Genomic DNA, 15,018 nt, shown 5'->3' with positions numbered 1-15,018 from the left:
GCAAAGGTCGAGGAGCTGGCGCGCAATGGTGAGCTACCGGGGCTCAAGATTGGACGTGGCTGGGTATTCGTCAAGGCTGATCTTTTGGCTTACCTTTCAGAGCGTGCACGCGTAGAGGCGGAAAAGCGGCGAATGGACCGAGGAAAGAGCTCCCAATCCGCCCCAAACGTGCGCCAGATCAAACCCCGCCGGCAGCCGCCTCCGGCCCTGCCAAGACCGGCCACAGCTTAGCGGCCATGTCTTCAGCTCTGAAACTTGCATACCGGTGGGCCATGGCCGAGCCTGGCGCCCAGCCCATGATCCGGTTCACTTCCTCCAGGCGGAACAAAAAGCTTCCGTTTGCATCTCTCATCTCAAGCCATCGACAGGTGGCTTCGTGTCTCAAGTCGTGTTCGTGGAGGTCCATGATCTCCATGTACTCGAACGCCACTCGGAATCTGGCAGACAGCCTGCTGCTCACAGTCCGATACCCTTGCACCCCATCCTCTTCCATGAACGGAAAAAGCCATGCCCCAGGCAGCATGGCACGGGTTTCCAAATAATCAGCCAGCGCCTTGTGCACGGCTGGTGACATGGGAACGTCCCGAAATGCAATCTTGCCCCGCCACTGCTTTGAGCTTTGAGCGCGGATCACCTTTACGTCCATGTCCACCTGGGAGCGCTTGAGCGTGGCGGCCTCTTTCAAACGCAGACCTGTGCCCAAGATCAGTTTGAACAGGGTCAGCAGTGCATTTCCGCCTTGCAGTTGCAGGCCTCTAGGCCGATCAGCTCGTTCATAGCCTGAAAGTACCTGCAGAATTTTTTCCTCATCACCAGGACGCAAGCGGCGATCACGTTGGACATTGGCTTTGGCTTCTCCCCCATTGGCCACAGCCAGCTTGGTGTCGATATCGCTGTAGCCGGCGTAGCCCTTGGGTAGCAGTCGTGTTGGGTTTTGCATGACCATGGCCGGGTGGTTGCGCAAATACTCATCAATGGCACGGCCCAAGCATTGGATCCGGTGCCGAATGGATTGTGGTGTGAGCTGCTTTTCCACCTTGAGCCACTGGATGTAGCCCTGGAGCCACTTGTAGCTGGCCTCTGCAAGCTTTACCGTTCCCACTTCGCGGTTGACGGTCGAAATGGTGAGAATCTGGGTAGGTGCGGCATAGCCGCTTTGCTCCCACTCTCCCAGAACTCGGCACAGGCGGATATTCCCATAGCCGTTGTCTACATCCAGCAGCTCGCGCGGTGGTGGCAGGCCGGAGTCTTTCATCAGCTTCCACTGTTGCGCATAAGCAATCGCATCGGCCTCCGAATCGAAGGTGAAATACTTGCGCCCATTTGGCAGTGAGGGGTGCCGCAACGCTACTTCCCATTTGCCCGATGCTTTTTGCCTTGGCTTAGCCATGAAGTGCTGCTCCTGTTGGTTCGATCAATCTAATATCTGCGTGCGTCAGATTGAGTCTTGGCCGCCATTTTGTGGCGGCTGGAGCAGGTTTTCAACGTATTTGAGCCAATTCAAGAATATTTACATCTTTGTAAGCTATTGATTAATAAAGGAATTAAGAAAAAATGGCTGGTAATACATCAGCTATAAGATTGAGCTGATTGAACGCCGCGATGATCACGGTCAAGGCACGGGCCTGCGCTGATTCACACAGCTGAACAACACAACAAAAAACCCGATGGCAGCAAATGCGCCATCGGGTTTTTTGTTAGGAAAAGCGTGTCGATCAGTCGATCAAAATCACTTCGACGCGGCGAGCTTCTGCATTGCTGCCGCTGGCTTGCAATTCTTCGGGCTTTTTCAGTTCTACCTTGTCTTCGGCCACGCCCAGAGCAATCAGTGCAATCTGCACGGCTTGAGCGCGTTGTTTGGCCAGTTCGGCGTTGATTTCAGCGCCGCCCGTGGCGTCATGGAAGCCAGAGACCATCGCACGCTTGCCTGCTTGAACGCCCTTGACGATATCTGCCAGGGCCACATTGCCGCCTTCGGCCACTTCAGCCTTGCCAGATGCAAAGTAAAACTTCACCACACCGTTTTCAACGATGACGCTGGCAACATCTGCCTGCACGATGACAGGAACATTAGTGGCATTGCCTGCTGGCATCTGGGCGCTGGCGCCGGAAGTTGCAGGCGCATGGGCGATGCCGCGCTTGTAGACCACGGTTCCCACCACGGTGGAAACGACCAGGGCAATCAGGGCAAACAGAAAACCCAGGGCAAAGCGTGTTTGGCTGTCGTCATCAGAGCTGCTAAAAGACATGTAAGAAATCTCCGTTGTTTCCGAGAGTGTTGAAATGCATTGTTTTGCTGCAATGCAATATGCGTTTGCAACAAAAACAGGCATTGTATGGTGTTGTCTTTACAAGCGGTGTCAAAGCTTGCCTGATCTCAGTTCTCCAACAGTGAGGTTTGTGCTTTGCGGGTTGGAGTTTTCCTGAGTATTAAAGGCCGTGGTATCCCGCAGAGTGCGGGGTACGTACGCTAAAGATCACGCCGGATCAAAGCGCCCTTGAAAAGTACCGGTCCGGTAGGCCCTGTCTCGCTAGGAACCCCTCCTTTGGGCTCCAGGCTGACGGCTAAGGTCGGCACGGCCTCCACCTGCGATGCTCCTGCAGTCAGCTTGAGCAACTTTTCCTGTCCTAGAACACCTAGAGAGCGCGGCCCGCCTTGTGGCGGCAAGGCCCATAGCTGCAGCGATTTATCCTGTCCTTCCTGGAAATTGCCCACGCGTTGCAGTACCAGGCTGTTGTGTGCTGGGTCAAAAGTGACCAGCATGGACGCATCGGCTTTTGCGTCCGCCAGCACGGCCACATACTGAATTTGCGGCGCGGAAGCAAGCGCGGCCTGGGCCGTCTGCACCTCGGTGCGTAGCTGGGCCAACTGAGCGCCGGCTTCTTGCTTGATGGCCTGGTTTGACCATAGCCCAATCGCAAGCACAGCCGCACTGGCACAAGCTCCCACAATTGCAGCGCCGCGCCACCATGCCAGAGCAGAGCGGATGGAAGCGAGCCCCACTTTTGCGGTGCTGTCAGGCACCGGTTGTGCAGCCGCCCTGCTCTTTTCCGCCTGAAGCAGATTGTTGATACGAATCCAGACGGCAGCATCGGGTGTATGCGGCGTCTGTAATTCAGGCAACGCCGACCAGCGTCCTTGCCACAGCAAGGCCGCCGCGCGCACTCGGGAATTCTCACGCGCCAGGGTTTCAAAACGGCGTCGTGCTCCGCCTCTCAAGGTGCCAAGCGCGTATGAGGCCGCAAGGCGATCCAGCAGTTGAGGGTGTTGGCCGAGGTTCATGATGCTTGCTTCGGCAATTTACACATAGCGCGCCATGCATTGGCGCAGCTGTTCCAGCCCGCGCCGGATCCAGGTCTTCACCGTTCCTAGTGGCAGCTGCAGCTGCGCAGCCAGCTCGCTGTGGCTCAAGTCGCGCAAATAGGAAAGACTGACCAGCTCGCGCTGGCGCTGCTCCAGCCTCTGCAAGCACTGCTGCAGCACCAGGGCTTGCTCGCTGGCTTCTGCAAGCTGTTGCGGGCCCTGCTCTCCCACATCTGCAAGCGATGTCTGCATTTCATCAAAGTCTTCATGCAGATGCAGGCGCTCAGCCCTGCGACGGCGCAGAAAGTCCAGCGACCTGCTGCGCACTACCAGCCCCAACCACGCCAGAGGCGGGCTGAGCGAGGCCCGATAGTCACCGGCTCCCCGCCAGACATGAAGATAGCTTTCCTGCAGCACGTCTTCGGCCCAGTCCTTGTGTCCCAGAATGCGCAGCGCGAGCCCATACAGCCGGGACGAGGTCAAATCGTACAGGCGCTTGAGCGCAAGCTCCTCATGCGTGGCGATACGGTCCAGAAGTTCCATCAGCTCTTGATCCAGTTGGGGTGCGCTCATGCCCCATTGTGAAAGACAAGCTCGCTTTGTAGCCAGCTCTTTTGTATTGATGGCAAGTCATGCCTTGCCATCGCTTATGAGTGAATACGCAGGCAATCAGCCGCTGGATGCGGTTTGAAGAATAAAAATCATCAAAACTTGCATTTGCTGTCTTTTCGTTTGCGTAGTGAACGAGTCGGGCAACGGCTCTACCTGCCCGGCATGCACTGGCTTGCTGATATTTTTCAACTTGCTGTGCGTGCCGGGCCTTGGTCTAACGCCGTGGGGTCAGTGCTGTGCAGCGGCAAATTTCTGCGGCAGGGTTACCCCTGCCACTGGCATCGTTTCCCAGCCGCCGCCCAGCGCGCGGATCAGCGCTACGGTGGCTGTGTATTGCGCCGTGCGCACCTGCAGCGCCTGGCGGCGGTTGCGCAGCTCGCTGCGGCGGGCATCCAGCAGCTCCAGCTGACTGACCATGCCGTTGCGGTAGCGCGAGTCCGACAGTTGCGTTGCACGTACGGCAGACTGCACGGCGCGGCCCTGGGCTTGGGCTTGGCCGTCCAGCAGGCGCAATGCGCTCAACTGATCTTCCACTTCGCGAAACGCCGTGAGCACCTGGCCACGATGGGCCGCCATGGCGGCATCCATTCGCGCGCGGGCGCCCTCCTCTTGCGCAGCGCGTCGACCACCGTCGAAGATCGGCAGCGACAGCAGCGCGCCTATGCCCCAAGACCGTGCCGACCACTTGAGCAGGTCGCCCAGCTCGGGCGATGCGTAGCCACCGTTGCCTGTCAGCGTGACGGCCGGGAACCACGCCGCCTGCGCCACGCCCACGCGTGCTTGCGCGGCCAGTACGGCTGCCTGCGCGGCTGATACGTCGGGCCGGCGCGCCAGTACGGTACCAGGCACGCCAGCGGGAATCACCGGCAGCGTTGCTTCGCCCGCAGCAGGCGCCAAAGTAAAGCCCGTGGACACCTTGCCCACCAGCACGGCCAGTGCGTGGGTCAGCAGGGCCTGCTGGCGCTGCAGCGCCAGGGCGTCGGATTCGGTGGAGGCCACCTCGGTCTGCACGCGGGCCACGTCCAGCTCGGCCACATCACCCGCCTGAAAGCGGCGCTCGGTCAGGCGTAGCGTGCTTTGATAGGCCTGAAGACCTTCATCGACCAAAGCGCGTTCGGTCTGCACAGCGCGCAGTTGCAAATAGGTCTGCGCCACGTCGGCCTGTGTCATGAGCAGTGTGCTCTGCAACAAGGCCTTGCGCGCCTGGGCATCGAGCTGGGCTGCGGCACTGGCTTGCGACAGGCGGCCGAACAGGTCGAGCTCGTACGACACATTCAAGCCGGCTGTAGCCAGCGTGGCGGGCGTGGTGCCGTTGGCGGTGTTCGCACCCGCCTGGCGCGCCACACCGGTGGACGCGCCTATTTGCGCAGCGCGGTTGGCATCAGCCGATCGCAGCAGTGCCCTAGCCTCTGCCAGCCGTGCTGCAGCCTCTTGCACGGTGGTGTTGCCGTCGCCGGCGCGCTGCACCAGATCGCTCAGCACCGGGTCGCGAAAGCCCAACCACCACGCGCCGCGCGGCTGAGCCTCGGCGGGAGCTGCCGTAGTCCACGACACGGTGTCAGCGGCTTCACTGAAAGCGGCAGGCACAGGCACACCGGCATGCTCCGGAACCGCCGGAATACTCATGCAGCCAGCCAAGGCCAGGGCCGCAGCCAGCGGCACCAGGCGTGCGATAGAGGCAGGAAAAAATAGCGTCATTGAAAAACTCCGTCTCATTCGTGCTGCCCGCGCGGCGCGGCAATCACAGGGTAGGCTGAGGCACCGTGACCCGCGCCCTGGTCTTCATCGCCCAGCGGCGCTGTATGGCTGCCGTGCTGCTGCAGTGGACGGTTGCCGGCCATGCGGCGCAGCACCACGTAGAACACCGGGGTCAGGAACAGGCCGAAGGCCGTCACGCCAATCATTCCGGCGAACACCGCCACGCCCATGGCGCTGCGCATCTCGGCGCCGGCTCCCGTAGAAAGCACCAGAGGCAGCACACCCATCACGAAGGCCAGCGAGGTCATGAGAATCGGGCGCAGGCGCAGGCGGCTGGCCTCGATGGCGGCCTGCACGGGCGTGCGGCCGGCAAATTCAAGCTCCCGCGCGAACTCCACGATCAGGATGGCGTTCTTGGCCGATAGCCCCACCAGCACGATGAGTCCGATCTGCGTGAACACGTTGTTGTCGCCCCCGCTGAGCCACACGCCCGTCATGGCGGCCAAGAGGCCCATGGGCACGATCAGGATGATGGCGATCGGCAGCGTCAGGCTTTCGTACTGCGCAGCCAGCACCAGGAACACCAGCAGGATGGCGATGGGGAAGACCAGCACGGCGGAATTGCCGGCCAGGATTTCCTGGTAGGTCAGCTCGGTCCATTCGAAACCAATGCCCTGCGGCAGGGTTTCGGCGGCGATGCGTTCAATGGCCGCCTGGGCCTGGCCCGAGGAGAAGCCGGGCGCGGGCCCTCCGTTCACATCGGCGGCCAGAAAGCCGTTGTAGCGCATGGCACGTTCGGGCCCAAAGCTGGGCTCGATCTTCATCAGCGCCGACAGCGGCACCATCTCGCCCGTGGTGGAGCGCACCTTGAGCAGGCCCACGTCTTCGGCGCGCGCCCGGTAGGCGGCATCGGCCTGAACCCTCACGCTATAGGTGCGGCCGAACTGGTTGAAGTCGTTGGCGTACAGGCTGCCCAGATAGATCTGCAGCGTCTCGAAGATGTCGGTCACAGGCACACCGAGCTGGCGCGCCTTGGTACGGTCGATGGCCGCATAGAGCTGGGGCACGTTGACCTGCCAGCTGGTGAACAGACCGGCCAGCTCGGGCGTCTGGTAGGCCTTGGCCATGAAGGCCTTCACGGCCGCATCCATGGCGTCATAGCCCAACGAAGCGCGATCCTCGATCTGCAGCTTGAAGCCGCCGGTCGTGCCCAGGCCCGCCACGGGGGGCGGTGGGAACATGGCGATGAAGGCTTCCTGAATGCTGCCAAAGGCCTGATTCAGCTGGCCAGCAACGGCGCCGCCGCTCTGGTCGGCACGCGTGCGTTCGGCAAAGGGCTTGAGTGTGACAAACACGATGCCGGAGTTGGAGCTGTTGGTGAAGCCGTTGATCGACAGGCCCGGGAAGGCAATGGCGTCTTCCACATTGGGGTTGGTCTTGACGATCTCGCCCATGCGGCGGATCACGTCTTCGGTGCGGTCCAGCGTGGCGCCGTCAGGCAGCTGCGCAAAGCCCACCAGGTACTGCTTGTCCTGCGCGGGCACAAAGCCGCCGGGAACGATCTTGAACAGACCCCAGGTGGCTGCGACCAGCGCAGCGTAGATCACCAGCATCAAGGCCTTGCGGCCGATGACCCGCTTGACGCCGCCGCTGTAGGCCTCCGAGCCACGGTGGAACAGGCTGTTGAAGCGGCGGAAGAACCCGCCCAGCACCTTGTCCATGCCGCGCGTCAGCGCGTCCTTGGGCTCATGGTGACCACGGAGCAAGAGCGCCGAGAGCGCAGGCGACAGGGTCAGCGAGTTGATGGCCGAAATCACCGTCGAGATGGCGATGGTCACCGCGAACTGGCGGTAGAACTGTCCCGTGAGACCGCTGATGAAAGCCAACGGAACGAACACGGCGACCAGCACCAGGGCGATGGCGATGATGGGGCCGGACACTTCGCGCATGGCGCGGTAGGTGGCCTCGCGCGGGCTCAGGCCTGCCTCGATGTTGCGCTCGACGTTCTCCACCACCACGATGGCGTCGTCCACCACGATGCCGATGGCCAGCACCAGGCCGAACAAGCTCAACGCATTGATGGAAAAGCCCAGTAAGTGCAGCACTGCGAAGGTGCCAACCACCGACACCGGCACCGCCAGCAGCGGAATGATGGAGGCGCGCCAGGTCTGCAGGAACAAGATCACCACGATCACCACCAGGGCCACAGCCTCCAGCAGCGTCTGGATCACGGACTTGATCGACGCACGCACGAACTGCGTGGGGTCATAGGCTATGCGGAACTCCACGCCTTCGGGCATGTTCTTCTGCAGCTCGGCCATGGTGGAACGCACATTGGCCGAAATATCCAGGGCATTGGAACCTGGTGCCTGGAACACGCCCATGCCCACGGCCGGGTCGTTGTTGAGCAGCGAACGCAGTGAATAGTCGGCCGCGCCCAGCTCCAGACGGGCCACGTCGCGCAGACGCGTCACGGCACCATCGGCACCGGTCTTGACGATGATGTCGCCAAATTCTTCTTCGGTCTGCAGACGCCCTTGGGCGTTGATGGACAGTTGCATGTCCACACCCTTCAGGCCCGGCGACTGGCCCACCACGCCGGCTGCGGCCTGCACGTTCTGACCGCGAATGGCGGCGACCACATCGGCGGCCGAGAGGCCGCGCTGTGCCACCTTCTGGGGATCCAGCCAGGCACGCATGGAGTAGTCGCCACCACCGAAGATTTGCACCTGACCCACGCCCTGAATACGCGCCAGACGATCCTTGACGTTCAGAACGGCGTAGTTGCGCAGGTAGTCGATGTCGTAGCGGCCGTTGGGCGAGACCATGTGCACGACCATGGTCAGGTCGGGCGCACTTTTCACCGTGGTGATGCCCAGGCGGCGAACTTCTTCTGGCAGGCGTGGCTCGGCCTGGGAGACGCGGTTTTGCACCAGCTGCTGTGCCTTGTCGGGGTCGGTTCCCAGGGCAAAGGTGACGGTCAATGTCATCACGCCGTCGGTGGTGGCCTGGCTGCCCATGTAGAGCATGCCTTCCACACCGTTGATGGATTCCTCCAGCGGCGTAGCCACGGTTTCGGCGATCACCTTGGGGTTGGCGCCTGGGTAGGTGGCGCGTACCACCACGGACGGCGGCGCGACTTCAGGGTATTCCGAGATCGGCAGCGCGCGCAGGGCGATCAGACCACTCAGGAAGATGAGCACCGACAACACCCCGGCAAAAATGGGGCGGTCGATGAAAAAGCGGGAAAGGTTCATGTTCTTGTCTTTCTGGCGGTCGGTGCTCAGGCCGCGGGCTGCGTGGCAGCAGACGGCTTGTCGCCTGCCTGGGCCTGCGCAGCTTCACCTGTCAGTAGTTCGGCCTTGGCGCTCATGGGTACGTTCTGTGGGGTGATCACGGCACCGGGGCGCACGCGCTGCAGGCCGTTGACGACGATGCGCTCCCCAGCCTTGAGGCCCGAGGTGACGACGCGCAGGCCATTGACCGGCGCGCCCAGCTGCACTTCGCGGTACTCGGCCTTGTCGCCTTCGCCCACGACCATGACGAATTTCTTGTTTTGGTCCGTGCCCACGGCACGTTCATTGATCAGTACGGCCGAGGTGCTCTGTGCCTGGCCCATGCGGATGCGCGCAAACTGGCCGGGCATGAGGGCGCCGTCCGTGTTGTCAAACACGGCGCGTACCCGCACCGTGCCGCTCTTGGCGTCCACCTGGTTGTCGATAAGCTGCAGGTGACCGGTGTACGGTGTGCTCCCAGCCGTGCCCGTGCCCATCTGTACAGGGATGCGTTCTATGAGCGCCCGGCCGCCCTGGGCACTCTTGCCGCTATCCAGGCCGTCGAAGGCGCGCGCCACCACCTGCTCGTCGGTGTCAAAGCTCGCGTAGATGGGACTCACCGAGACCAAGGTGGTCAGCACAGGGGCGCTGGCGCCGGCATCGACCAGATTGCCCATGGTCACTTCGATGCGACCCACACGACCGGCCACGGGAGCGCGAACCTGGGTGTAGGAGAGATTCAGGCGTGCCGTCTGCAGCGCTGCCTGGGCGGCACGCAGATTGGCGTCGGCTTCGCGCTGGGCGTTTACGCGCTCGTCCCGCTCGCGCTGGGCAATGGCGCGCTCGTCCCATAGGCGAGTGGCACGCTCCATATCGCTGCGCGTGTACGACACGCGGGCCTGGGCGGCGACGACCTGGGCATCGGCACGGTCCACCTCAGCGGCGTAAGGCGCAGGGTCCACGGTGAACAGCAGATCGCCCTGCTTCACCAGTGCGCCTTCGCGAAAGTGCACGGCCTGCACGGCACCGGCCACGCGCGGGCGGATGTCCACACGCTGCACGGCTTCGAGTCGACCCGAGAACTCGTCCCACAGGGCTACATCCTGCTGCACCACGGCGGCTACGGACACGGGAATGGCCGGCGATGCAGCATGGGCGGGCGCTTCGGCGTGCGAGGTTTGCAAGCCCAGGGCTGCGCCCCCGGCGGCAACCACCACGGTGGCTGCGCCAACGGCCGTCCACCAACGGCGCGAGGAAGAGGAAACAGTAGAAAGAGGTGCGTTCATGGCGATTCTTAAAAGGTGGTACGCCCTGCCTTGAGGCAGGATGCAGAAAATTCAGGCAAAGCGGTGCCCTCCGGCCGATCACACCGGAAAAAACCAAACAGCAAAGGAGCCTGCGCCGGCAGGCGCCGGTCAGAGGTAGGCAGTGTTCAACCTAAAGCAAGCTTGAGGTCAAGCGCCTGCAGCAGACAGGGGATTCAGGGCCTGCGGCCCTTCAAGGGGGTGGGCGACATCGTGTGGCCTCGAAGAAGTGTCGAATCTGCGTTTGCACTTCGTCCGCACAAGGGCAGACTGGCGCGCCGGGCTGCAGCAGCGCGTCGGGCCATTGCTCCGCCTGGTTGAATACATGGCGGGTTACCGACAGGCCAGCGGCTTCAAGCCGGTCCGCATAGGCCAGGGCCTCGTCGTGCATGGGGTCCTCGCTGCCCACCATGACCAGGCTGGGCGGCAGGCCCGCCAGGCGCTGGGCGGCACCGGGCACGGCATAAGGGTGTTCGGCGTCGCGGGTGCAGCCCAAGAATTTGAACCAGCCATCGGCCCACTTGCAGGCCGTGGCCGTGCCCGTTGCCGCTCGCAGCGAGGCCGTGCCCACGCAGGGGTCGAGCATGGGCGAGAGCAAAATCTGCCCGGCCAGTGGCGGGTGCGATTGGTCGCGTGCCATCAGGGCTACGCCGGCGGCCAGGTTACCGCCGGCCTCCTCTCCCGCCAGGTAGACCAGAGCGCCGTGACCGGCCAGCCGCGTGCGCTGCTTGTAGGCCCACTGCAGCACGGCATAGCCGGTTTCCAATGGCTGGGGAAAAGGTGACAGCGGATAGGCCACGGAGACCACGCGGGCGCCAGCCGCCTCGAGCAAGCTGGCCACGGTGCAGCCGTTGTCCAGGTCGCCCGAGACAAAGGCGCCGCCGTGGAAATGCACGACCAGGGGGTGTACCTGGCCTGCCGGTTTCTTGCCGTAGACACGTACAGCCACCTCCTGCCCGGCCACTTGGATAGTGGAGTCGGTGCGGATGGATGGTAGCGACGAGGCAGCAGGTGTAGTGGACATGGTGTTGGGAACCGGACAGGACAGAACCGGATGATGGCAAATGTAGCGGGACAGTTGGCAACGATAAACCGGGCAATCGCCACCGCTGTGTTTCCAATTACCGAACAATCGCGCAGGGACTACGTGTGAGAATTCTTCTGCCCCTGACTGGGGCAGAGAAGGAAAAAGGGAGAGTCCATGGACCAAATCCAGGCCATGCGCCTGTTTGCGCGGGTGGTCGAAGCCGGCACGTTCACGCGCGCGGCCGATTCGCTGCAGTTGCCCAAGGGCACGGTAACCAAACACATCCAGGCCCTGGAGGCCCGTCTGCGCGTGAAGCTGCTCAACCGCACCACCCGCCGGGTCACGGTCACGGCCGACGGCGCGGCCTACTACGACCGCGTCGTGCGCCTGCTGGCCGATTTCGACGATATGGAAGCCAGCCTAAGCCAGGCGCGTGCCACACCGCGCGGACGCTTGCGCGTGGACGTGGGCACCTCCATGGCCCGTCTGCTCATCATTCCGCACCTGGCCGAGTTTCAGGCGCGCTACCCGGACATCCAGCTGGACCTGGGCGTGAGCGACCGCACCGTGGACCTGATTGGCGACAACGTGGATTGCGTAATCCGCGGCGGCGAGCTGGCAGACCAATCCTTGGTGGCGCGGCGCATCGGCAATCTGGAATTCGTCACCGTGGCCTCACCAAGCTACCTGGCGCACCACGGCACGCCACTGCATCCACTGGAGCTGGAGCGAGGCCACCGTAACATCATTTATTTTTCGCCCGTGTCCATGCGCCGCTATCCGCTGGAATTTCACCGCAGCGGCGAGGTGCTGGAGATCGGCAGCCCGGCACAGTTGGCCGTGAACGAAGCCAATGCCTATGTGGCGGCCTTGGTCGCAGGCCAAGGCGTGGGCCAGATCACCACTTTTCAGGCCCGTGAGCACCTGGAGCGTGGCGAACTGGTACAGCTGCTGCCCGAATGGGGCCAACCCCTGCTGCCTGTCTACGTGGTCTACCCGCCCAACCGTCACCTCAGCGCCAAGGTGCGGGCCTTTGTTGACTGGGCGGCCGAGTTGTTCGTGCAACACCCCCACCTGCAACGTACAGCCTCCTGACGTGCGGGGCCTGGCCCACTGACTCGCGAGCGGATCACCGTCATGGTTAGGTCGCCAAACCTATTAGATCCAATCAGAAGTCCAAGTGCTCGCATGAATCAAGCCCTTATTTCAGGTAACTCTTTTGCAGCATGTACATACGCAGCACGCTGCGATATTGGCCGTTGGAAAAAAACTCATCGACCAGTTCACCTTCCGGTTGAAATCCAATTTTTGTATAAATATGGATAGCCTTTGCGTTCTCCTGGTCCACATGTAAAAAAATCTTGTGCAGATTTAGAACCTTAAAGCCATAGTCAAGTGCCAAGCGGGTAGCACGGGTTGCAATCCCCTTGCCCTGTTGATCAGGAGCAACAATGATTTGGAATTCCGCACGGCGATGTATCAGGTTGATTTCCACCAACTCTACCAACCCCCCTCGCGCCCCTTCGTGCTCAACCACAAAGCGACGTTCAGTTTGATCATGAACGTGAGATTCATACAGGCTGGTCAGCTCATCGAAGGTCGCGTAAGGCTCTTCAAACCAGTACCGCATGATGCTGGCGTTGTTATCCAAATGATGCACAAAACGCAAATCTTCGCGCTCCAACGGTCTTAGTTGAATGGATGTCGTCATAAATTCTTTCATTCAAATATTTGAAGAGGCTACTTGGGGCGCACGTATTACTAATGATCCGAGGTCACTCCGTTTTCAGTAGCACTGCGCTTTAAATTTAACTGCTTTCTGCTTCTAGGTCCTTGCGTAGGCTTCAGGCGTTAAGCCACCCAATGAGCGCGTGAGCCTTTCATCGCTGTATTCCCGTCGCCACCTTCAATGACAACCCGGGCATGAGCCTAGGCCAGCATGGCAAGGCCACAGAATTCTTTACCGGCGGCGATGAGACTGGGCCACGACCTTGCCTCGAAGCTCACAGCTGCCCTTCGGCACAGCTCGGTCGCAGCCAAACCGGCTTCGGCCTCTCTCAGGAATTCATTGATCTGCTCTTCGGTGAACATGTCCAATCTCCTGCTGTGGGACTTGGACTCCAAGCTTGAGTGCTACTCAATTCGGGGCGACGTCGCATGAGTCAAAAAACGCCGTTCAGAAAATGTCAACTCTTGAAAAAAATATATATATTGATAGATTGATTTCAGTGCATTCAACACTATTGAAATCAAAATTTTTGTGAAAACCTTTTGATTTCAAGCAAAACAGGCATCAATAAGGCTTCTTATCTTTGAGCGTCTTTGCCGTCACGCCTGAAAAGACGCAGATACTTAGGCACGATCCACAGATCGCCACCCAGCTTCGCTTTATCTGAAACCCACCCGGTTTTTCAACTGAGATCCAAGAGGGGAAAAATGACACAAGGCAAAAAAATGACGGTGGTGCAGCTCACCATGCTCACCGTAGTCAATATGCTGGGGTCGGGCATTGTGCTGCTACCCACCAAGTTGGCAGAAGTCGGGGCGATCTCCATTTTGTCCTGGCTGGTGACTGCCACCGGCTCCTTAGCTTTGGCCTATTGTTTTGCCCAGTGCGGCATGCTGAGCCGCAAATCTGGTGGCATGGGCGGCTACGCTGAATATGCGTTTGGCCGCTCCGGCAACTACCTTGTGAATTACACCTACGGAGCGTCACTGTTGATAGCGAATGTCGCCATCGGCATCACGGCCGTTGGCTACATGACTGAGCTTTTCGGCATGAAACTCAGCCCCATGGGTGTTGGCTTGACGACGATCGCTCTGCTGTGGATCACGACATTCGCTAACTTCGGCGGCGCTGGCATCACCGGCAAGATCGGCAGTGTCACCGTCTGGGGCGTGATCTTGCCGGTAGTGGGCGTCTCCACCTTTGGTTGGTTCTGGTTCAGTCCAAGCACCTATGCTGAAGCCTGGAATCCTCATGGCTTGTCGTACTTCCAGGCGGCCAGCTCCTCGGTGGCCATCACGCTATGGGCTTTTCTAGGCATGGAGTCGGCCTGCGCCAACTCTGATGCCGTTGAAAACCCAGAGAAAAACGTACCAATCGCTGTGCTTGGCGGCACGATTGGCGCCGCCGTGATCTACATCGCCTCGACCAACGTCATGGCCGGCATTGTTTCCAACCCTGAGCTCGCGGCCTCCACAGCGCCGTTTGGTCTGGTATTTGCCCACATGTTTACGCCACTGGTCGGACAAATCATCATGGGTCTGATGGTGCTGGCCTGCATTGGTTCACTATTGGGCTGGCAGTTCACCATCGCCCAAGTGTTCAAAAGCTCGGCCGATACAGGCTACTTTCTGCCCGTTTTTGCCAAGGTCAACAAAGCCGGCACCCCTATCGTTGCCATGCTGATTTTGCTGGCCGCTCAGACCGGCCTAGCCCTGCTGACCATCAGCCCCGACCTCACCAAGCAATTCGACACTCTGACGAACTTGGCTGTGGTTACCAATCTCGTGCCTTACGTGTTGTCCATGGCTGCCTTGATGACCATACAGAAGGTGGCCGGTGTAGCACCTCGCAAAGCCTTGTTTGTCAATGTTGTCTCGTGGGTCGCTGCGGCATACAGCTATCTGGCCCTCTACAGCTCAGGCTCCGAAGCCTTACTGCTTGGCGGCGTGGCAACCATCTTCGGCTTCACGCTCTACGGCTTTGTCAGCACCCGCATGCTGCGTTTAGACAAAGAACGTGCAGCCGCAGCTGGCAAGCTCGCTTGAATCGATTTCAGCTCTTTCCACCTT

The 15,018-nt window shown here is 60.7% G+C and carries 12 protein-coding genes and 1 pseudogene; 2 read left to right on the top strand and 11 right to left on the bottom strand.

Annotated features, from left to right (window positions below):
- Window positions 1-178: 178 nt before the first annotated feature.
- From EAO39_RS12530 to EAO39_RS12495, 8 genes are all read right to left on the bottom strand, one after another.
- Window positions 179-1,390, bottom strand: coding sequence for a tyrosine-type recombinase/integrase (locus EAO39_RS12530; protein WP_120967823.1), 1,212 nt, complete (start codon window positions 1,388-1,390; stop codon window positions 179-181).
- Between the two features lie 325 nt (window positions 1,391-1,715).
- Entirely contained in the window at window positions 1,716-2,249 is a 534-nt protein-coding gene (locus EAO39_RS12525; RefSeq protein ID WP_120967821.1) for an OmpA family protein, read from the bottom strand.
- A 221-nt stretch (window positions 2,250-2,470) separates the two neighbouring features.
- Window positions 2,471-3,283, bottom strand: coding sequence for an anti-sigma factor (locus tag EAO39_RS12520; protein ID WP_120967819.1), 813 nt, complete (start codon window positions 3,281-3,283; stop codon window positions 2,471-2,473).
- Window positions 3,284-3,301: 18 nt separating this feature from the next.
- A complete protein-coding gene (locus EAO39_RS12515; RefSeq protein ID WP_120967817.1) occupies window positions 3,302-3,877 on the bottom strand; it encodes a sigma-70 family RNA polymerase sigma factor in 576 nt (191 codons plus the stop codon).
- A 267-nt stretch (window positions 3,878-4,144) separates the two neighbouring features.
- The gene (locus tag EAO39_RS12510; protein WP_120967815.1) at window positions 4,145-5,614 is read right to left on the bottom strand and encodes an efflux transporter outer membrane subunit; all 1,470 of its coding nucleotides are present in this window, start codon (window positions 5,612-5,614) and stop codon (window positions 4,145-4,147) included.
- Window positions 5,615-5,628: 14 nt separating this feature from the next.
- On the bottom strand, window positions 5,629-8,871 hold the full coding sequence (locus EAO39_RS12505; protein ID WP_120967813.1) for an efflux RND transporter permease subunit: 3,243 nt from the start codon (window positions 8,869-8,871) through the stop codon (window positions 5,629-5,631).
- Between the two features lie 26 nt (window positions 8,872-8,897).
- Entirely contained in the window at window positions 8,898-10,175 is a 1,278-nt protein-coding gene (locus EAO39_RS12500) for an efflux RND transporter periplasmic adaptor subunit (RefSeq protein ID WP_205589378.1), read from the bottom strand.
- A 211-nt stretch (window positions 10,176-10,386) separates the two neighbouring features.
- On the bottom strand, window positions 10,387-11,217 hold the full coding sequence (locus EAO39_RS12495; RefSeq protein ID WP_120967809.1) for an alpha/beta hydrolase: 831 nt from the start codon (window positions 11,215-11,217) through the stop codon (window positions 10,387-10,389).
- A 177-nt stretch (window positions 11,218-11,394) separates the two neighbouring features.
- On the opposite strand from EAO39_RS12495, the gene EAO39_RS12490 reads away from it, so the two are divergent.
- Window positions 11,395-12,315 (top strand): LysR family transcriptional regulator, encoded by a 921-nt coding sequence (locus tag EAO39_RS12490; RefSeq protein ID WP_120967807.1) that lies wholly within the window; start codon window positions 11,395-11,397, stop codon window positions 12,313-12,315.
- Window positions 12,316-12,421: 106 nt separating this feature from the next.
- Here EAO39_RS12490 and speG read toward each other — a convergent pair whose 3' ends face one another.
- The 3 genes and pseudogenes from speG to EAO39_RS22565 all read right to left on the bottom strand — a co-directional run bounded on the left by speG (window position 12,422) and on the right by EAO39_RS22565 (window position 13,311).
- Window positions 12,422-12,931 carry a spermidine N1-acetyltransferase gene (gene speG, locus EAO39_RS12485; RefSeq protein ID WP_120971032.1) on the bottom strand — a complete coding sequence of 170 codons (510 nt, stop codon included), beginning with the start codon at window positions 12,929-12,931 and terminating at the stop codon, window positions 12,422-12,424.
- Window positions 12,932-13,045: 114 nt separating this feature from the next.
- Window positions 13,046-13,155 (bottom strand): annotated as a pseudogene (locus tag EAO39_RS22980) (integrase core domain-containing protein); the annotation flags it as partial.
- On the bottom strand, window positions 13,150-13,311 hold the full coding sequence (locus EAO39_RS22565) for a hypothetical protein (protein ID WP_162989547.1): 162 nt from the start codon (window positions 13,309-13,311) through the stop codon (window positions 13,150-13,152). The gene EAO39_RS22565 and the pseudogene EAO39_RS22980, both read right to left, overlap by 6 nt.
- 345 nt (window positions 13,312-13,656) lie before the next feature.
- Here EAO39_RS22565 and potE point away from each other — a divergent pair, with 345 nt between their 5' ends.
- The gene (gene potE / locus EAO39_RS12480; RefSeq protein WP_120967805.1) at window positions 13,657-14,994 is read left to right on the top strand and encodes a putrescine-ornithine antiporter; all 1,338 of its coding nucleotides are present in this window, start codon (window positions 13,657-13,659) and stop codon (window positions 14,992-14,994) included.
- Window positions 14,995-15,018 lie beyond the last annotated feature (24 nt).

The organism is Comamonas sp. lk, from assembly GCF_900564145.1.
In the GTDB taxonomy this organism is placed as follows: Bacteria; Pseudomonadota; Gammaproteobacteria; order Burkholderiales; family Burkholderiaceae_C; genus Comamonas.
The sequence above is the reverse complement of the archived record's forward strand: the minus strand, read 5'-3'. Positions and strand labels throughout refer to the sequence as shown.